Origin of the sequence: Glycomyces amatae (genome assembly GCF_020991375.1) — a bacterium.
GTDB lineage: Bacteria > Actinomycetota > Actinomycetes > Mycobacteriales > Micromonosporaceae > Glycomyces > Glycomyces amatae.
Genome location: NZ_JAJLQZ010000001.1, coordinates 521,541 through 539,897 on the forward strand (window position 1 = coordinate 521,541; position 18,357 = coordinate 539,897).

The window sequence follows — 18,357 nt, forward strand, 5'->3', positions numbered from 1 at the left end:
CGGGCGGTGTTGCCGCGGCATTGCCGTTTCGGGTTACGGCCGCGAAACGGCCGGGCCGCTGTACTGGCTTCGCGGTCGGGACCTCCCCGGTCGCGTCGAAAGGACGACAGCAATGCGCCGATACAAGATCGCGCTTCTTCTGGGCCTGCTGGCCCTCGCCACCGCCGCGTGCGGCGACGACGGCGATGGCGGCGGGGTGGCCAGCGCCGGCGGCGACGCCTCCGAGTCGGCCGCCGAGGACGAAGGCGAGGACCTCGACGGCTTCGAGGAGGCCCTCGCCTATTCGGAGTGCATGCGGGACAACGGCATCGCGGAGTTCCCCGACCCCGAGCAGCAGAGCGGGGGCGGCATCAGCCTGGGCCTCACCGAGGCGGTCGACCCCGAGTCCGAGGAGTTCCAGGCCGCTGCGAAGGCCTGCGAGGACCTCATGCCCGGCCCCGGCGAGGGCGAGACCATCGACCCGGAGGTCTACGAGGCGCTCGTGGAGTACTCCGAGTGCATGCGCGAGAACGGCGTCGCCGAGTTCCCGGACCCTGAGCCGGGCGGCGGCATCAGGATGACCGGCGACATGGGCTTCGACCCGCAGAGCGAGGAGTTCCAGGCCGCCGAGGCCGCCTGCGAGGATCTGCGGCCCGAGGGCCGGGGCGGTCCCGTGAACAGCGGCGAGGACGAGTGATGGGCCGCGAGCGCCGCAAGGGCGCCGGGAAGGCCGTCGCCGTGGCCGCCGTCGTCGTCGCCGCGGCGGGCGCCGCCGCGGCCGCGCTCGGCTTCGACCCGCGCGCCTGGTTCGACCGGGCCGAGGCCGAGGCGACCGCCGAGACGCCGTCGACCGCCGAGGTCGTCCGGCAGACGCTCACCGAGACCGTCGAGTACAGCGGCGACCTCGGTTTCGGTGACGCGCTCGGTCTCGACTGCCTCGTCAGCGGCACGTACACCGCGCTGCCCGCGGCCGGCGACGAGCTGGGGCGCGGCGATGCGATCTACGCGGTCGACGACCGGCCGGTCGTGCTCCTCTACGGGGGCCTTCCCGCCTACCGGTCGCTCGATCCGGGCGCTGAGGGCGCCGACGTCGAGCAGTTCGAGGAGAACCTCTCCAAGCTCGGCTACGACGGCTTCACCATCGACGACGAGTACACCGACGCGACCGCCGCCGCCGTCGAGGAGTGGCAGGACGACCTCGGCGTCGAGGAGACCGGCAGGGTCGAGTTGGGGAGCGTCGTCTACGCGCCGGGGCGGATCCGCGTCGACGCGGTCGCCGTCGAGCTCGGCGACGCCGCCGGGCCCGGCGGGGCCCTCCTCGACTACACCGGCCTGGACAAGGTCGTCACCGTCGAGGTGGAGCTGGACGACCAGGAGCTGGTCGCGGTCGGCGGCGCTGTGGCGATCACCCTCCCGGACGGCACCGAGGCGACGGGCGTCGTCACCGGTTCCGAGACGCTCGTCAAGGAGGAGACCGGCGGGAACGGGGACACCGATGAGGTCACGTACCTGGAGGTGACCGTCGCTGCCGACGACTCGTCGGTCTTCGACGGCCTCGACCAGGCGGCCGTGGACGTCGGCTTCGCCGGGGACACCGCCGAGGACGTCCTCACCGTCCCCGTGGAGGCGCTGCTGGGCCTCGCCGAGGGCGGGTACGGCCTCGAGATCGTCTCGGGCGACGCCACCGAGGTCGTCGCCGTCGAGACGGGCATGTTCGCGGACGGCTCGGTCGAAGTGACCGGCGAGGGCCTGGAGGCCGGGCAGTCGGTCGTGGTGCCCTCATGAGCCGCATCGGCGAGGCGCCGGCCGGCACCGACCCCTGGGACCGCATCGCCGAGGTGCGTGTGGAGGAGCCCGAGCCGCTGCCGGACGCGTATCCGGTGGTCGAGCTCGACCGCGTCTCCAAGACCTACGCGGGGGGAGTCCACGCGCTCAAGGAGGTCAGCCTGCGGATCGGGGCGGGGGAGATGTGCGCGATCGTGGGGCCCTCGGGGTCGGGGAAGTCCACGATGCTCAACCTGATCGGGACGCTCGACCGGCCCAGCGAGGGCGCGGTCCGCATCGACGGGTTCGACGTCGCCAAGCTGAAGGACAAGCAGCTGTCGGCGCTGCGCGCCACCAGGATCGGGTTCGTGTTCCAGTCGTTCCACCTCGCGGTGGGCCAGCGGGTCCTCGACAACGTCGCCGACGGGCTCCTCTACTCCGGCAGGCGCGGTCCCGAGCGCCGGATCCGCGCCGCCGAGGCGCTGGAGAAGGTCGGGCTCTCGCACCGGCTGGAGCACCTGCCGAACGAGCTGTCGGGCGGCGAGCGCCAGCGCGTCGCGGTCGCCCGCGCGATCGTGGGCGAGCCGGCGGTGCTGCTCGCGGACGAGCCCACGGGCAATCTCGACTCGGCGTCGGGCTCGGGGGTGATGGCGCTGCTGCACGAGCTGCACGGCGCGGGGACCACGATCGTGGTCATCACCCACGACCGGGACATCGCGCGGTCGCTGCCGCGGCAGGTCGCGATGCGGGACGGGGAGGTGGCCGCATGAGCGCGTCGCGCACCGGCCCGGAGGGGGCGGGGACGGGCGGGCCGCCGCCCGGCGGCCACCCGCCGCCGTTCCCGGTCCCTCCCGCGCCGCCGGAGCCCGACTCCGGGGGCGGTCCGCGGGCCGCGGGATCCGGCGCCGCGCCGCACCGCGCCGCCGAGGACCGCACGATCGAGGGCGGCACGGCTGAAAGCCGCGCGGTCGAGAACAGCACGGTCGAAGGCAGCACGGTCGAGAACAGCATGGTCGAAAACGGCACAGTCGAAAACGGCACGCTCGAACCGCCTCCGGCGTTCCCGCCGGAGCCCGGCTCCGCGGACGGCGGACCGCCGCGCGGCGACCGGCGCCCTACCGGACCGTCGCCGAAGTCCCTGCGGTCGGCCCGGATGCACCCGGCCGACGTGCTGCGCGTCGGCGCGACGGGCCTGCGGACCCGGCCCTTGCGGGCGTGGCTGTCGGCGCTGGGGATCGCCATCGGCATCGCGGCGATGGTCGCGGTCGTGGGGATCTCCTCGTCGAGCCGGGCCGAGCTCGACCGGACCCTCGAAGCGCTGGGCACCAACCTGCTGCGCGTCGAGCCGGGCACGTCGATGATGAGCGGCGAGACGGGCGTCCTGCCGTACGAGGCGGTCGCCATGATCGGCCGCATCGACCCGGTCCAGGACGTCGCCGCGGTCGGCCGGGTGCCCGACACGGGCGTGTACCGGTCCGACCGGATCCCCGAGGGCCAGTCCGGCGGCATGACCGTCGCCGCGGCCGAGCTGGACCTGCCCGCGACCGTGGGCGCCGAACTGGCCGACGGCGTCTGGCTCAACGAGGCCACCGCCCGGTACCCGTCGGTGGTGCTCGGGGCGAGCGCCGCCGAGCAGATGGGCATCACCGGCGCGGGCGTCGACGTGTACCTCGGCGGCCGGTGGTTCACCGTCATCGGCATCCTCGAACCGGTGGTCCTGGCGCCGGAGCTCGACCTGGCGGCGCTGGTCGGCTGGGAGGCCGCCGCGACCTACCTCGGGTTCGACGGCCACGCGACCACCGTCTACACGCGCGCCGAAGAGCGGCACGTGGAGTCGGTCGCCTCGGTGCTGGCGGCGACGGCCGACCCGTCGGCGCCCGACGAGATGTCGGTGTCGCGGCCCTCGGACGCCCTGGAGGCGCAGCAGGCGGTCGACACCGCGTTCACCGGGATGCTCCTGGGCCTGGGCGCGGTCGCGCTGCTCGTCGGCGGGGTGGGGGTCGCGAACACGATGGTGATCTCGGTCCTGGAGCGGCGCAGCGAGATCGGCCTGCGCCGGTCCCTGGGCGCCACGCGCGGCCAGATCCGGCTCCAGTTCCTCGCCGAGTCGCTCCTGCTGAGCGCCCTGGGCGGGCTCGGCGGGGTCCTCATCGGGACGGCGGTGACCGCGGTCTACGCCTCGTCGCGGGCCTGGCCGGCGGTGGTGCCGTACTGGGCGAGCGCCGGCGGCGTGGCCGCGACGCTGCTCATCGGCGCGGTCGCCGGGCTCTACCCGGCGGTGCGGGCCTCGCGCCTGTCGCCGACCGAGGCGCTGGCGGCCCAGTGAGGTCCGCGGTGCCCGCTCCGCCGTGTCGCGGGGCGGGCACCGCGGGTGCCGCCCACAAGGCGATTTGAATGCGAACGGTGATCATATGCTTACGATTTACCATGGTAACAAGGGAAGTCGTTAAAACATGAGTATCACTATGGACCTTGGGGGACATCGTCGGTAGGCTCTGGCGCGTATCGCTTATCACCTTTAAGGATGACTGACATGAATACCCCTGATGAGCAGCCGGTGTCCCCTTATGAGCGCATCGGCGGCGCCCCGGCCGTCACCGAGGCCGTCGAGCGCTTCTACCGGCGCCTGCTCGCCGACGGCGACCTCGCCGGATTCTTCACCGACACCGACCTGCCCCAGCTCAAGCGCCACCAGGTCGCCCTGATCTCCCAGGTCCTCGACGGCCCCAAGTCCTACGAGGGCCGCGAACTCGCCGAGGCCCACCGCGGCATGGGCATCACCGCCGGCCAGTACCAGGCCGTCGGCGCCCACCTCATCGCGGTCCTCGAAGAGCTCGACGTGCCCGGCGACATCATCGACCACGTCGGCAAGGTCCTCGAATCGGTCGCCCCCGACGTCATCGGGGCGGACGTCTAGGGACATGATCGACGCCGAACGGTTGAAGAAGAACTGGAGCCTGGTCGCCGCCTACGGCGATCAGGTCCCGCTGTACTTCTACTCGACGCTGTTCCTCACCCACCCCGAGACCCGCGACCTGTTCCCCATGAACATGGCCGCGCAGCGCGACAAGCTCGTGAACGCGCTCGGGGCCGTGGTCAGCAACGTCGACACCATCGACGCGGTCGTCCCCACCCTCCAGGCGCTCGGCCGCGACCACCGCAAGTTCGGGGCGCTCCGCGGCCACTACCCGGCCGTCGGCGAGGCCCTCGTGGCCACCCTTGAGCACTTCAGCGGCCCCCACTGGACGCCCGCCATCGCCGCCGACTGGGTCGCGGCCTACGAACTCGTCGCCGCGACCATGGCCGACGCCGCCGACGCGGCCGCCCACTACACGCCGGCCTGGTGGGACGCCGAAGTCGTCGCCCACGAGCGCCGCGACCTCGAGACCGCCGTCATCACCCTCGCCCCCGGCAGCCGCCTCGACTACCTCCCCGGCCAGTCGATCTCCCTGTGCACGAGCCTGCGCCCGCGCGTGTGGCGCCAGTACACGCCGGCGAACGCGCCGCGAGCGGACGGCACCGTCGAGCTCCACGTGCGCGCCGTCGACGGCGGCGAGGTCTCGACCGCGCTGGTCGCCCTCGTCCGCCCCGGCGACACCCTCCGGGTCGGCCCGGCCGTCGGCACCGGCCTCACCCTCCGCCCCGGCCGGGGCCCGATCGCCATGATCGCCGGCGGCACCGGCGTCGCCCCGATGAAGGCGCTCGTCGAGCAGCTGGCCGCCGCCCCCAGGCCGACCAGCCTGTACTGGGGCGCGCGCACCCCGGGAGGCCTGTACTGCCTCGACCAGATGCGCGCCCTCGCCGCCGCGCACGACTGGCTCGAGCTGGTGCCGTGCGTCGACGAGGACATGTTCGGCTCGGCGGGCATCCGCCTGGGCTCCCCCGCGGAGCTGGCCGCGGCGCACGGCCGCTGCGCCGGCGCCGACGTCTACGTGTGCGGGCCGCCGGGGATGGTGGAGTCGACCAGGAAGCACCTGGCCGGCTCCGGCGTCCGGGCGGAGGCCATCCACTTCGAGCCCTCGGGCGAGTGAGAGAGGACGTTCCATCATGTACAGCTACCGGTCGTCCGGCGTGAAAGTCACCGTCGGGCAGGTCAACAACGCCAGGTTCTCGATGACGAGCCTGACCCGGCGCGGCTACCAGCCCGAGGAGGTCCACCGCTTCCTGGAGCGCGTGGCCGACGAGCTGGCCAGCCGCGACCAGCGCGAGGCCGCCCTGCGGACCGACGCGGAGAAGCTGAAGGAGGCGCTGCGGTCCTGGCAGTCGCAGCAGAACTCGCAGCGGCTCCAGGCCTCGGCCCCCACGACGCCGACGTCGACGGCCGTCAACCTCGTCTCGCAGGCGCAGCAGCAGGCCGAGAGCTACGTCAACCAGGCGCAGCACTACTCGCGGCAGATCATCGCCCAGGCGCGGGCCCAGGCCTCCGAGCTCATGGAGCAGACCCAGGAGCGCGCCCGGGCGGAGGCCGACCGGGCCGTCGCCGAGTACCGCCGGGACAACAAGGGCCGCCGCGACCGCGAGGCGGAGGACCGCATCCGGCAGCTGGTGCGGGCCCGCAGCTTCCTGGAGGCCGTGGAGGTCGCCGAGGAGCAGCTGCGCCTGACCCGCGAGGGGCTCGAGCACGAGGTCGCGAAGCTCCAGCGCGAGACGTGAGCGCGGCCCGGCCCTCGGGGCCCGGCGCCGCGCGCGCGGCGCCCGCCCCGGCCGGAGCGGGCACCGCCTCGCGTTCCTAGAGGTACTGCTCGATGATCGGTGCCAGTCGGTCGGCGATCTTGGCGTGGCCCGAGTCGCTCGGGTGCACGCTGTCGACGAGGTCGGACGCCTCGTCGAGCCAGCCGGTCGTGTCGACGAAGTGGACGTCCGCGTCCCCGGCGCCGTTGCGGGCGTTCACGGCGTTCTGCGTCTCGGGGCTGTAGCGGTTGCGGAACGTCTCCATCGCGAAGATGTGGGCCTCCGGGTAGGCCTGGCGGACCCGTTCGAGCATCACGATGTACTGCCGCTGGAACACCGTCGTGGAGACGCCGTGCCCGACGTCGTTGGTGCCCAGGTTGATCACGACCGCCGTGGCCTGGTGCCGGGAGAAGTCCCAGTCGTCGCCGGTGGACGCCATCGACGTGCGGCGGAACCAGTCCATCATGCCCCAGCACCCGTCCGCGGTGCTGACGAGGCACGCGCCGCCCTGGGCGACCTGGGCGTGCCCGGCGCCGAGCTCGTCGCCGACGAGGTACCCGTAGGCGGTGAAGGGCCGGTCCCCGTTGGGCTGGCCCACGGTGATCGAGTCGCCGATGAACTCGATGTAGTCCGCGGGGCGGGTGGTCGCGGTGGTGGCCCCGCCCGGGGCGAGGGTGAACCCGCCGAAGGCCGGGTCGCCGGTGTAGGAGCCGGCGCGCTCGCGGAAGCCGATCCGGATCGTGTGCGTGCCCGAGCCGAGGCCCGACCGGACGGTCACGTTCCCCGAGACGTTCCGCATCCAGGTCTCGGCGCCGCCGTCGACCGAGTAGTACATGTCGATGGCGCCGCGGAGCTTCACTCCGATCGAGGAGCCGGTGAAGGCCGCCTCGACGTAGCCGCCGGCCCAGCCCATCGTGTACCAGGACGCGTCGGCGGTGTTCCAGCGCCCGTAGTACTGGAGGTTCGGGTCGGTGAGGGCGCCGCTGCCGGCGGTGCCGCCGGACTCGACGGGGACGAGCTTCCAGTGCTGCGTCTCGAGGTCGTTGCGGTCGTACTGGGAGACGCGGCTGCCCGCGGTGGTGGCCCACTCCCAGTTGTCGAGGGCCTTGCCGGAGTTGCGGTTGACCAGTTCGACGGAGCCGTCGGACTGGGCGTTGACCTGCCACTGCTGGTTGTGGCCGTTGTTGTCGGCCCATTGGACGACGTCGGCGCCGTTGTCGGTGGACTTGGCGTAGACGTCGAGCACCTGGTTCGAGTGCCGGGCCTGGATCCGGTAGTAGCCGCCGCCGGAGTCCACGAAGCGGAACTGCTGGCTCGCGGCGTCGGAGGGGGTGGCGAGGACGGCGGCGGCGCCCGCGGCGGTCGCGTCGCCCGCGATGCCCACGGCGAGGCCGGAGTGGTCGTTGACGATCCGGTACCAGGTGCCGGTCTCGACGGCGTTTGCCGGGGCCGCGCCGAGGGCGGTCAGCCCGGCCGCGGTGCAGACGGCGGTCGCGGCGGCGGCCAGCCACCGGGCGAGTCGCGGGCGGCGGGGTGGAGCGAAGGTGCGCAAGGGAACTCCTTCTATTGAAACGTATCAATTCGTAACTGCGAAAGGATGATATCGCTTTCTCGTGACGGAGGCCACCCCACGAAACACCCCGGATCGGCACCGCCTGTGCCGCCCGCGTCAACACCACCGGTCGCGCCGCCGAACGTCGGACCCAAGCCGTACCCTGGCTAAGACGGAAGAGCCCCGGCCAGCAGGAGGAAGACGTGGCACTCGCGCTGTACCGCAAATACCGGCCGCAGACCTTCGCCGAAGTCGTCGGCCAAGAGCACGTCACCGAACCCCTCATCAACGCCATCCGCGCCGGGCGCCTCAACCACGCCTACCTCTTCTCCGGACCCCGCGGCTGCGGCAAGACCTCCTCGGCACGCATCCTCGCCCGCTCCCTCAACTGCGCCCAGGGCCCCACCCCCGAACCGTGCGGCGAATGCAACTCCTGCCGGGCACTGGCCGCCGACGGCCACGGCTCCGTCGACGTCATCGAGATCGACGCCGCCAGCCACGGCGGCGTCGACGACGCCCGCGAACTGCGCGAACGCGCCGTCTTCGCCCCCGTCGACTCCCGGTTCAAGATCTACATCATCGACGAAGCCCACATGGTCACCGCCGCAGGCTTCAACGCCCTCCTCAAACTCGTCGAAGAACCCCCCGACTACGTCCTGTTCATCTTCGCCACCACCGAACCGGACAAGGTCCTGCCGACCATCCGCTCGCGCACCCACCACTACCCGTTCCGCCTCATCCCCCCGCCCGCCATGCGCGAACTGTGCCGCAACCTCTGCGACGAGGAGGGCGCGGTCGTCGCCGACGACGTCCTCCCCCTCGTGGTCCGCGCCGGAGGCGGCTCCGCACGCGACACCCTCTCCGTCCTCGACCAGCTCATCGCTGGCGCGGGCGCCGAAGGCGTCACCTACGAGCGGGCCGCGGGCCTCCTCGGCGTCACCGACGCCGGACTCCTCGACGAGATGTGCGAGGCCTTCGCCGCCGCCGACGGCGCCGCCGTCATGGAAGTGGTCGAACGCGTCGTCGAAGGCGGCCACGACCCGCGGCGCTTCGCCGGAGACCTCCTCGAACGCCTCCGCGACCTCATCGTCCTCGTCCAGGTGCCCGACGCGGGCGCGAGCGGCCTCGTCGACGCCCCCGCCGACCAGCTCGCCAAGATGACCAGCCAGGCGACCCGCATGGGCACCTCCACGCTCACGCGCATGGCCGAAGTCGTCGCGGCGGGCCTCGCCGGGATGCGCGGCGCGACCGCGCCGCGGCTCCTGCTGGAACTCGCGTGCGTGCGCGCGATCCTGCCCGGCTCCGACGAGTCCATGGCGGGCCTCATGCAGCGCCTTGAGACCCTCGAACAGCGGGCCGCGGGCGCGGCCTTCGCCGCCCCGAGCACCGCGCCGACCGGCTCGAGTACCGCACCGGCCGCCCCGAGCACCGCGCCCGCCGGTCCGGCCGCCGCGCGCAGCGCCCTCGCCGAGGCCACCGTCGCCGCCGCCGCACCGAAACCCGCGGCCCCCGCCCCGAAACCCGCCGCACCCCCCGGCGACCCGGCCACCGCCCCCGCCGCGACCACGCCCCCCTGGGAAGACGAGGCGGCACCCGCCGCCCAGGCCGCGCCGGCCCCGGCGAACACCGGCACCGACGACTGGGCCGAACCCGAACCCGAACCCGCCCCGGGCGTCGCGGCCTACGCCGCCCCCGAGGAGCCCGGCACCGGCGGCGGCGTGACCGCCGCGTCGATCCGCCGCCAATGGGACCGCATCATGATGGCGGTCAAGGACCGCAAGCGGACCACCGCCGCGCTCCTGTCGGACGCCACGATCGCCGACGCCACCGACAACGAGGTGGTCCTCGCCTTCAAGCACGCCTTCCACGCCGAGAACCTCCAGAAGGAGCCCGCCTACGGGATCGTGGTGCAGGTCCTGGGCGAGGTCCTCGGCGGGAGCTGGAAGATCCGATGCGAAGTGGGGGACCCCGCGAACCTCCCAAAAGGGGGACCGGGAGCGGCGCCGGCCCCGGCGCCTAGGAGCCCCGCGCCCGCGAGGACCGCGAGCGTCCCCGCGCCGCAGGCCCCGGCCGCCGCGAAGACCTCCTTCGAGGAGCCGCCGCCGGAGGACTACGACGAGCCGAGCCCCGACGACCCGGTCGCCCCCGGAGGCTTCGGCACCAGCGAGGAGCAGGCCGTGAAGCTCCTGACGACCGCCTTCGGAGCCAAGCACATAGGCTGACCGGCCCTCCGCCAAGAAACCCCAGAAGTTATCCACAAGTGAATGACCAGCGAAAACGCTGTGTGGCCGGAAGTTATCCACAGGCAGCGAACTTTCTGTTGCCGTTCAATCGCTCATCGTGTTGCATAGATAGCAAAAAAGCCGTTCGGCACTGGCGGGATGGCGGCGACAGAGGGGATTCGCGAACGTCGCCATACCGAGGTCGCGCGCGGGAAGCCGCCCGCGTGTGGTCCCCGCCCGGTGCCGCTCCTCCGCGGAGCGGCGCGCGGGGTGTCCGGCCCGGCCGGGCCGGACACCCCGCCGCCATCACCAGCAACACGCCAGCACACCAAGGACCAACGCGCGGGGACACCGGCCCCGCCCACGAACGACAAACCAGGACCAGCACCGAACCCGACCCAGAGCCACCGGCCCGCGGCCTGCAAAGGCGCCGCTGGGCCCCACCTGCAAAGACGCAGCCGGGGGTCAAATCCGCAAGGACGCGGCGGGGCCTGACCCGCAAGTACACAGCGGGGCTTGACCCGCAAGGACGCGGCAGTGGCCCGACCTGCAACGACGCAGCGGAACTCGACCGGCGGCCGGGCCTGGCCGACGGCCGCATCGCGCGCCGGTGCACGATGCGGCCGACGACACGGGTGCGGGTGCGCTCATCGTGGGCGCACCGCGCGCGGGCCTGCGCGGTCGGCGGTATGTCCGCCTGGGCGGATAGGCTGGCGGGGAACCGAGGAAGTCCCAAGCCCACCGGCGAGGAGTGATCGACATGTTCCCTGGCGGAGACATGCAGAAGCTGTTGCAGCAGGCGCAGCAGATGCAGGCCGACATGATGGCCGCGCAGTCCGAACTGGCCAAGACCGAAGTGAGCGCGTCGGCGGGCGGCGGCCTCGTCACCGCCACCGTCACCGGTGACGGCGAGCTCGTCCGCGTCAAGATCGACCCGAAGGCCGTCGACCCCGAGGACGTCGAGACCCTCGAGGACCTCATCCTCGCCGCCGTCCAGGCCGCCAACGAGGACGCCAAGCGCCTCGCGGCCGAGAAGATGGGCCCGCTCGGCGACGCCCTCGGCGGCATGAGCGGCGGCCTCGGCCTCCCGGGAATGTAAGCGCCCCGGGCCACGGGCGGGTAGGACCCTGGCCGGGTAGACCGGGCCCGCGATTCGGGCTTCCCGGGCCGTACGGGCGGCCCCGGGGACGGGTTCCCGCCCGCGTTTCGGGTCCTTCGGGGTCGGTTTCATCCAGACTGGGGCCCGTCCTGTTCGGTCTCGGGCCCGGCCGCCGGGTTCTCGGCACCCCGACACCATCATCAGCGAGCGGTAAGAAAAGAGAGATCCTTGTACGACGGGGCATTGGGCGACCTGATCGAAGAGCTGGGTCAGCTGCCGGGCATCGGTCCCAAGAGCGCCCAGCGCCTCGCCTTCCACCTGCTGGCCTCCGAGAGCGCCGACGTCGAGCGGCTCACCTCCGCGCTCGAGCGGGTCAAGGCCCAGGTGCGGTTCTGCGAGACCTGCGGCAACGTCACCGAGGCCGAGCAGTGCGGCATCTGCCGGGACCCGCGCCGCTCCGAGGCGCTCATCTGCGTGGTCGAGGAGCCGAAGGACGTGCTCGCGATCGAGCGCACCGGGGAGTTCCGGGGGCGCTACCACGTGCTGGGCGGGGCCATCAACCCGCTCGAGGGCGTCGGCCCCGACGACCTGCGCATCCGCCAGCTGATGGTGCGGCTCCAGGCGGGGGAGACCAAGGAGCTCATCCTGGCCACCGATCCGAACACCGAGGGCGAGGCCACGGCCACCTACCTGGCGATGCTGGTCAAGCCCATGGGGTTCAAGGTGACCCGCCTCGCCAGCGGCCTGCCCGTGGGCGGGGACCTCGAGTACGCCGACGAGGTCACCCTCGGGCGCGCGTTCTCGGGCCGCCGCGACGTGGACTGAGGCGCCGGGGCGGGGCCGTCGCGGGCCCTGGCCCGCGGTTTCCGGCAGGAGACTTTCCTGAAAGCGCTCACTTGGCGTCGCCACGCCTGGGCGCTTCTGTGACCGATTGCGCCGCAACAGGACACACTCTCATGCCATCCGTACGATTTGGGTAACAATAATCGCCGGTACGGTCACGATCACATAACGCTCAACGGTGTCGTAACTCACCTTGACCTAGGCTGTGTCTACCTCCGAATACCCAACGATCGACGGGTGAGACAACCTATGCGCACGTCACCAATCCCAGTCAGGCGCGCCCTAGCCGCGGCCGCCGGCGCCGCCATGGCATTGGGCCTGTTCACCGCCTGCGGCAGTGACGGCGGCTCCCAAGGGGACGCCGACACCGCCGAGGACTTCGACTTCTCCTGCCCCGAGCGCACCGACGGCGACCCCGCGCCCGACGAGGCGGCGAACGAGTCGCAGCCGTTCGTGTTCGGCTCGCCCGGCGACCCGACGAGCATCGACCCCGTGCTCGCCTCGGACGGCGAGACCTTCCGCGTCACCCGCCAGATCTTCGAGACCCTCATCAGCACCGACTGCACCGACAACGCGCCGGGCCTGGCCGAGTCCTGGGACCAGAACCCCGAGGGCACGGAGTGGACCTTCCACCTGCGCGAGGGCGTGACCTTCCACGACGGCACCGCCCTCGACGGCGCCGCCGTGTGCGCGAACTTCGACCGCTGGGCGAACTTCAAGGGCGGCTTCCAGTCCCCGAACTTCACCTACTACTACTCGGCGGTCTTCGGCGGCTTCGCCGAGAACGACCCCGCGATGGGCATCGAGTCCGAGTCGATCTACGAGGGCTGCACCGCCGACGGCCTCGACGCCACGATCAGCCTGAGCAAGTACACGTCCAGCTTCCCGGGCGCGTTCACCCTCAGCTCCTTCTCGATCATCAGCCCGGCCTCGCTCGAGGCCGTCGCCGACGCAGAGCTCCCCGCCGCCGACTCGCCGCTGCCGGAGTACTCCCAGACCGCCGGCACCCTCGCCGGCACCGGTCCGTTCACCCTGACCGACTGGAACCACTCCGAGCAGCAGGTGACCCTCGAGCGCAACGACGAGTACTGGGGCGAGAAGGCCGGGGTCAAGACCCTCATCTTCCGCACCATCTCCGACGAGACCGCCCGCCGCCAGGCCCTGGAGGCCGGCGACATCCACGGCTACGACCTCGCCGCCCCCGCCGACGTGCAGCCGCTGCTCGACGCGGGCTTCCAGGTCCCCGTCCGCGGCGTCTTCAACCTCCTGTACCTGACCTACACGCAGGGCCATGCCCCGCTGGAGGACCACGCCGTGCGCGAGGCCCTGTCCTACGCGGTCGACCGCCAGCGCCTGGTCGACAGCGTGCTGCCCCCGGGCGGCCTGGTCGCCACCCAGTTCCAGCCGCCGAGCCTCGAGGGCTGGTCGGAGGACGTGGTCCAGTACGAGTACGACCCGGAGAAGGCCAAGGACATGCTCGCCGAGGCCGGCCACGAGGACCTGACGCTGGAGTTCTGCTACCCGACCGACGTGACCCGGCCGTACATGCCGGCGCCGAAGGACATCTTCGACATGATCGCCGCCGACCTCGAGGCCGCCGGCGTCACGGTCGAGGCCCGGCCCATCAGCTGGGTCGAGTACATTCCGGCCACGCGCTCGGGCGACTGCCCGCTGTACCTGCTGGGCTGGACGGGCGACTTCTCGGACCCGTACAACTTCCTCGGCACCTGGTTCGCCGCCCCGTCCACGGAGTGGGGCTTCGACAACCAGGAGATCTTCGACGCGATCGCCGCCGCCAACACCGAGCCGGACGAGGCCACCCGCGTGGACCTGTGGAAGACCGCGAACGAGGCGATCATGGAGGAGCTGCCGGGCCTGCCCCTGACCTCCTCGCCGCCGTCGATCGCGTTCGCCGCGAACGTGTACCCGCCGGACGTCTCCCCGCTCACGCAGGAGGACTTCTCGCAGGTCTACTTCACCGCCGGATCCTGACAGAAACGAATAACAGCGAAATATGCTGCGCTACACCGTTAAGCGCCTCCTGCAGCTGTCCGTGGCGCTCTTGGGACTCTCACTGCTCCTGTTCGCGTGGTTCAAGGCCCTCCCGGGCGGACCCGAGAACCGGCTGCTCCCCGAGAACGCCACGGACCAGCAGCGGGAGGCGCTGCGGGCCTCCCTGGGCCTCGACGACCCCGTCTGGGTCCAGTACGGCGAGTTCCTGGGACGGATCGTCCGCTTCGACTTCGGCTCCTCGCTGTCGAGCGGGCGGCCCGTCGCCACGGAACTGGCCGACCGCCTGCCCGCCACCATCGAACTGTCGCTCGCCGCCATGGTCATCGCCGTCGGCATCGGCATCCCGCTCGGCTACCTGGCGGCGAAGCGCCGCGGCACGTGGCTCGACTTCACCGCTGTCTCCGGTTCGCTCCTGGGCACCTGCATCCCGATCTTCTTCCTGGCCGCCATGCTGAAAGTGGTGTTCGCCCAGGAGCTGGGGCTGCTGCCGACGGCGTTCCGGCTCTCGGCCGGCGCCCAGTACACCGACGTCACCGGGCTGCGGGTCCTCGACGGCCTCATCACCGGCGAGTTCGACGTCGCCTGGGACGCGCTCCTGCACCTGGTGCTGCCGGCGATCGCGCTGTCCTCGATCCCGCTCGCGGTCATCGTCCGCATCACGCGGGCGAGCGTGCTCGACGTGGTGGGCGAGGACTACGTGCGGACGGCGGACGCCAAGGGCCTCAAGCCCGCGACGATCCGCGGCCGCCACGTCATGCGCAACGCCATGCTGCCGATCGCGACGATCATCGGCCTGCTCCTGGGGAGCCTGTTCGCGGGGGCGGTCCTCACCGAGAGCGTGTTCGCGTTCGGCGGGATCGGCTCGTTCGTGTACCAGGCGACGACCGAGCGCGACTACCCGGCGCTGATGGGCTTCATCCTGGTCATCGCCGTGTTCTACGTCGTCATCAACCTGATCGTGGACCTGTCCTACGGTTTCCTCGACCCGAGAGTGCGGGTGCGGAAGTGACCATCGCGAAGATCGAGAAGCTCGACCGGCTCATCGAGGCGACCGCCACCGCGCGGGACGCCCAGACCGGTTCACTGCTGCGCCAGTCGCTGCGGCGGCTGCGGCGCTCGCCGATGGCGGTGTGCGGCGCGGTGATCGTCGGCGTGTTCGTGGTCATGGCGGTCCTCGGGCCGTGGATCGCCCCGTACGACCCGACGGCCCAGACCTGGGGCCGGGAGGTCTTCCTCAACCGGGCGATCTTCCCGGGCCCGCGCGCCGAGAACTGGTTCGGCCTGGACCACCTGGGCCGGGACATGTTCTCGCGCATGATCGTCGGGGCGCGCCAGACGCTGCTGGTGGGCGTCGTCGCGACGCTGATCGGCCTCCTGGCCGGGGCCGTGATCGGCGGCGTCGCCGCCGCCTCGGGCACCTTCGGGGGCCGGTGGGGCGAGCGCGTCGAATCGGTCATCATGCGGACGGTGGACGTCGCCCTCGCCATCCCGATGCTGCTGCTGGCCTTGAGCGTCGCCGCCCTCCTGGGCCCGTCGCTGAGCACCGTCATGATCGCCGTGGGCGTCGCGCAGATCCCGATCTTCGCGCGGCTGCTGCGCGGATCGATGCTGGCGCAGGCGCACTCGGACTACGTCCTGTCCGCGATCGCCCTGGGCGTCCCCAAGGGACGGATCGTGGTCTCGCACATCCTGCCCAACTCGCTGGGGCCGGTGATCGTGCAGGCGACGCTGGTGCTGGCGACGGCGATCATCGAGGCCGCCGCCCTCTCGTACCTGGGCCTGGGCAACCCGGACCCGGGCAGCCCCGAGTGGGGGACCATGCTCTCCGACGCGCAGCGGCTGCTCTCGGGCGCACCGCAGCTCTCGATCTACCCGGCGGTCGCCATCATCGTCACCGCGCTGGGCTTCACCCTGCTGGGCGAGGCCATGCGCGAATCGCTCGACCCCAGGCTGAGGAGGCAGGAGTAGTGGCACTGCTCGAAGTAGAGGACCTGCGGGTCGCCTTCGGCGCGTCCACCGCCGTCGACGGCGTCTCCTTCGCCGTGGACGAGGGCAAGGTGGTGGGCCTGGTCGGCGAGTCCGGCTGCGGCAAGTCGGTGACGAGCCTGGCGGTCATGGGCCTGCTCCCGAAGGGGCGTCCCGCGAAGGGCCGCAAGGCGTCCCAGCCGGTGCAGGCGGCCGCGTCCGAACCGGTCGGCCCGGCCGGCGGCGGCCTCAAGGCCGCGGCCGCGGTCCCGCAGGCGGCGCCCGCCACCGGGCGCCGGAGCCGCCGGGGCGGCGGCGCCGACGTGAGCGGCCGGGCCGCGTTCGACGGCGTGGACCTGCTCTCGCTCGCGCCGGCGGCGATGCGCCGCCGCCGCGGCAGGGACCTCGCGATGATCTTCCAGGACCCGCTGTCGAGCCTCAACCCGGTCGTGCCGATCGGACGGCAGATCACCGAGGTCCTCGAACGGCACCGGGGCCTGAAGGGCGACAAGGCCGCCAAGGAGGCCGCGCACCTGCTCGACCGGGTCGGCATCCCCGACCCGACCCGCCGCCTGAAGGAGTACCCGCATCAGCTGTCGGGCGGGATGCGCCAGCGGGTGCTCATCGCGATCGCGGTCGCGTGCGCGCCGCGGCTGCTCATCGCCGACGAGCCGACGACGGCGCTCGACGTGACCATCCAGGCGCAGATCCTCGAGCTGCTCAAGGACCTGGTCGACACCGAGGGCACGGCGCTGCTCATGATCACCCACGACCTCGGGGTCGTGGCGGGGCTGTGCGACGAGGTGAACGTGCTCTACTCGGGGCGGGTGGTCGAGTCGGCGCCGGTGCGCGAGCTGTTCGCGCGGCCCACGCACCCCTACACGATCGGCCTGCTCGGCTCGATCCCCCGGCTCGACCTGGGGATCCACGAGCCGCTCACGCCGATCCGCGGGTCGATCGCCGACGTGATCCGCTGGAAGGACGGGTGCGCGTTCGCGCCGCGCTGCGACCGCGTCGCGGAGGCGTGCGTCGCGGGCGAGCCCGCCCTGCGGGGGGACCTGCACGCGCACCGCTGCGTCAGGGCCGAGGAGATCGCATGAGCGGGCCCGTGGAGCGCGCCGCGCCGCACGTCCCCGTCCAACGCACGGAGGAGCCTGACTTGAGCACGGAGGAGCCCGATGTGGACACGGGGGAGGACGGCGTGAGCGCCGACGCGGCGACGCCCGGCGCGCCCCTGCTGGAGGTGGAGGACCTCGAGGTCCACTTCCCGATCCGGCGCGGCGTCGTCGTCGAGCGCACGGTCGGGCACGTCCGCGCGGTCGACGGCGTCGGCCTGAGCATCGAGGCGGGCGGCACCTACGGCATGGTGGGCGAGTCCGGTTGCGGCAAGACCACGTTCGGCCGGGCCGTGCTGCGCATCGAGCAGCCCACCGGCGGCCGGGTCCGCCTCGGCGGCGAGGACGTCACCGCGCTGAAGGGCGAGCGCCTGCGCCGCTTCCGCTCCAAGATGCAGATGGTGTTCCAGGACCCGCTCGGTTCGCTCAACCCGAGGCACAACGTGGACATGCTCCTGTCGGAGCCGCTGAAGGTCCACGGGATCGGCTCGAAGGAGGAGCGGCGCAAGCTCGCCGTCGAGACCCTGGACGCGGTCGGCCTGCCGAAGTCGGTGCTGGAGCGGTACCCGCACGAGTTCTCCGGCGGCCAGCGCCAGCGCCTCGGCATCGCGCGGGCGCTGATGCTGCGCCCGGACCTGATCGTCTGCGACGAGCCGGTGAGCGCCCTGGACGTGTCGATCCAGGCGCAGGTGATGAACCTGCTCGACGAGCTCCAGGGCGAGTTCGGGCTGACGTACCTGGTGATCGCCCACGACCTGGCGGTGGTGCGCCACCTGTCGGACCGGGTGGGGGTCATGTACCTGGGCAAGCTCGTGGAGGAGGCCGACTCCGAGTCGATCTACGAGCACCCGCGGCACCCGTACACGAAGGCGCTGCTCTCCGCCGTGCCGCAGCCGGACCCGGAGATCGAGGCGAACCGGGAGCGGATCATCCTCAAGGGCGACCTGCCGTCCCCGGCGAACCCGCCGAGCGGCTGCCGCTTCCGGACCCGCTGCCCGTGGGCCGAGGACGTCTGCGCCGAGGTCGAGCCGGAATGGCGCGAGGCCGCGAGCGGCCACAAGGTCGCCTGCCACTTCGACCTCTGAGACCCGCCTGGGGACAAGGCGAAAGCGGCCGGGAAGGCGTTCCTTCCCG

The 18,357-nt window shown here is 72.2% G+C and carries 15 protein-coding genes and 1 pseudogene; 15 read left to right on the plus strand and 1 reads right to left on the minus strand.

The window, feature by feature from the left end:
- Positions 1 to 112 precede the first annotated feature (112 nt).
- From LO763_RS02495 to LO763_RS02525, 7 genes are all read left to right on the plus strand, one after another.
- On the plus strand, positions 113 to 676 hold the full coding sequence (locus tag LO763_RS02495) for a hypothetical protein (RefSeq protein WP_230600290.1): 564 nt from the start codon (positions 113 to 115) through the stop codon (positions 674 to 676).
- Positions 676 to 1,764, plus strand: a complete 1,089-nt coding sequence (locus tag LO763_RS02500; RefSeq protein ID WP_230600292.1) for a peptidoglycan-binding protein — start codon at positions 676 to 678, stop codon at positions 1,762 to 1,764. The genes LO763_RS02495 and LO763_RS02500 overlap by 1 nt, the downstream gene beginning before the upstream one ends.
- 95 nt (positions 1,765 to 1,859) lie before the next feature.
- Complete coding sequence (locus LO763_RS02505; protein WP_369431899.1) at positions 1,860 to 2,513, plus strand: ABC transporter ATP-binding protein; 654 nt, start codon at positions 1,860 to 1,862, stop codon at positions 2,511 to 2,513.
- 383 nt (positions 2,514 to 2,896) lie between these two features.
- Positions 2,897 to 4,069 (plus strand): ABC transporter permease, encoded by a 1,173-nt coding sequence (locus tag LO763_RS02510; RefSeq protein WP_369431900.1) that lies wholly within the window; start codon positions 2,897 to 2,899, stop codon positions 4,067 to 4,069.
- A gap of 207 nt (positions 4,070 to 4,276) precedes the next feature.
- Entirely contained in the window at positions 4,277 to 4,660 is a 384-nt protein-coding gene (locus LO763_RS02515; protein ID WP_230600298.1) for a group I truncated hemoglobin, read from the plus strand.
- Between the two features lie 4 nt (positions 4,661 to 4,664).
- Positions 4,665 to 5,774, plus strand: coding sequence for a globin domain-containing protein (locus LO763_RS02520; protein WP_230600300.1), 1,110 nt, complete (start codon positions 4,665 to 4,667; stop codon positions 5,772 to 5,774).
- Positions 5,775 to 5,790: 16 nt separating this feature from the next.
- Positions 5,791 to 6,396, plus strand: coding sequence for a DivIVA domain-containing protein (locus LO763_RS02525; protein WP_230600302.1), 606 nt, complete (start codon positions 5,791 to 5,793; stop codon positions 6,394 to 6,396).
- 76 nt (positions 6,397 to 6,472) lie between these two features.
- Here the strand turns inward: LO763_RS02525 and LO763_RS02530 are convergent, their stop codons facing one another.
- The gene (locus LO763_RS02530; protein ID WP_230600304.1) at positions 6,473 to 7,966 is read right to left on the minus strand and encodes an RICIN domain-containing protein; all 1,494 of its coding nucleotides are present in this window, start codon (positions 7,964 to 7,966) and stop codon (positions 6,473 to 6,475) included.
- A gap of 203 nt (positions 7,967 to 8,169) precedes the next feature.
- On the opposite strand from LO763_RS02530, the pseudogene LO763_RS02535 reads away from it, so the two are divergent.
- From LO763_RS02535 to LO763_RS02570, 8 genes and pseudogenes are all read left to right on the plus strand, one after another.
- Positions 8,170 to 10,023: pseudogene (locus tag LO763_RS02535) on the plus strand (DNA polymerase III subunit gamma and tau); the annotation flags it as partial.
- A 925-nt stretch (positions 10,024 to 10,948) separates the two neighbouring features.
- Entirely contained in the window at positions 10,949 to 11,287 is a 339-nt protein-coding gene (locus LO763_RS02540) for a YbaB/EbfC family nucleoid-associated protein (protein WP_230600308.1), read from the plus strand.
- A 228-nt stretch (positions 11,288 to 11,515) separates the two neighbouring features.
- Positions 11,516 to 12,112 (plus strand): recombination mediator RecR, encoded by a 597-nt coding sequence (gene recR, locus LO763_RS02545; RefSeq protein ID WP_230600310.1) that lies wholly within the window; start codon positions 11,516 to 11,518, stop codon positions 12,110 to 12,112.
- A gap of 267 nt (positions 12,113 to 12,379) precedes the next feature.
- Complete coding sequence (locus tag LO763_RS02550) at positions 12,380 to 14,122, plus strand: ABC transporter substrate-binding protein (protein ID WP_439650260.1); 1,743 nt, start codon at positions 12,380 to 12,382, stop codon at positions 14,120 to 14,122.
- A 22-nt stretch (positions 14,123 to 14,144) separates the two neighbouring features.
- A complete protein-coding gene (locus LO763_RS02555) occupies positions 14,145 to 15,152 on the plus strand; it encodes an ABC transporter permease (RefSeq protein WP_230600314.1) in 1,008 nt (335 codons plus the stop codon).
- Positions 15,149 to 16,111: an ABC transporter permease gene (locus LO763_RS02560; protein WP_230600316.1), complete on the plus strand. Its 963-nt coding sequence runs from the start codon at positions 15,149 to 15,151 to the stop codon at positions 16,109 to 16,111. Before LO763_RS02555 ends, LO763_RS02560 begins: the two co-directional genes overlap by 4 nt.
- Positions 16,111 to 17,208: an ABC transporter ATP-binding protein gene (locus LO763_RS02565; RefSeq protein WP_369431890.1), complete on the plus strand. Its 1,098-nt coding sequence runs from the start codon at positions 16,111 to 16,113 to the stop codon at positions 17,206 to 17,208. The genes LO763_RS02560 and LO763_RS02565 overlap by 1 nt, the downstream gene beginning before the upstream one ends.
- Positions 17,209 to 17,267: 59 nt before the next feature.
- Positions 17,268 to 18,308 carry an ABC transporter ATP-binding protein gene (locus tag LO763_RS02570; protein ID WP_304608761.1) on the plus strand — a complete coding sequence of 347 codons (1,041 nt, stop codon included), beginning with the start codon at positions 17,268 to 17,270 and terminating at the stop codon, positions 18,306 to 18,308.
- The last annotated feature ends 49 nt before the right edge of the window (positions 18,309 to 18,357 follow it).

Excerpts from the sequence above, each read along its gene's own strand:
- LO763_RS02520 (WP_230600300.1), top strand. The coding sequence starts at position 4,665 with ATGATCGACGCCGAACGGTTGAAGAAGAACTGGAGCCTGGTCGCCGCC.
- LO763_RS02510 (WP_369431900.1), top strand. The coding sequence starts at position 2,897 with ATGCACCCGGCCGACGTGCTGCGCGTCGGCGCGACGGGCCTGCGGACC.
- LO763_RS02540 (WP_230600308.1), top strand. The coding sequence starts at position 10,949 with ATGTTCCCTGGCGGAGACATGCAGAAGCTGTTGCAGCAGGCGCAGCAG.
- LO763_RS02515 (WP_230600298.1), top strand. The coding sequence starts at position 4,277 with ATGAATACCCCTGATGAGCAGCCGGTGTCCCCTTATGAGCGCATCGGC.
- LO763_RS02495 (WP_230600290.1), top strand. The coding sequence starts at position 113 with ATGCGCCGATACAAGATCGCGCTTCTTCTGGGCCTGCTGGCCCTCGCC.
- LO763_RS02525 (WP_230600302.1), top strand. The coding sequence starts at position 5,791 with ATGTACAGCTACCGGTCGTCCGGCGTGAAAGTCACCGTCGGGCAGGTC.
- LO763_RS02500 (WP_230600292.1), top strand. The coding sequence starts at position 676 with ATGGGCCGCGAGCGCCGCAAGGGCGCCGGGAAGGCCGTCGCCGTGGCC.
- LO763_RS02555 (WP_230600314.1), top strand. The coding sequence starts at position 14,145 with ATGCTGCGCTACACCGTTAAGCGCCTCCTGCAGCTGTCCGTGGCGCTC.
- LO763_RS02550 (WP_439650260.1), top strand. The coding sequence starts at position 12,380 with ATGCGCACGTCACCAATCCCAGTCAGGCGCGCCCTAGCCGCGGCCGCC.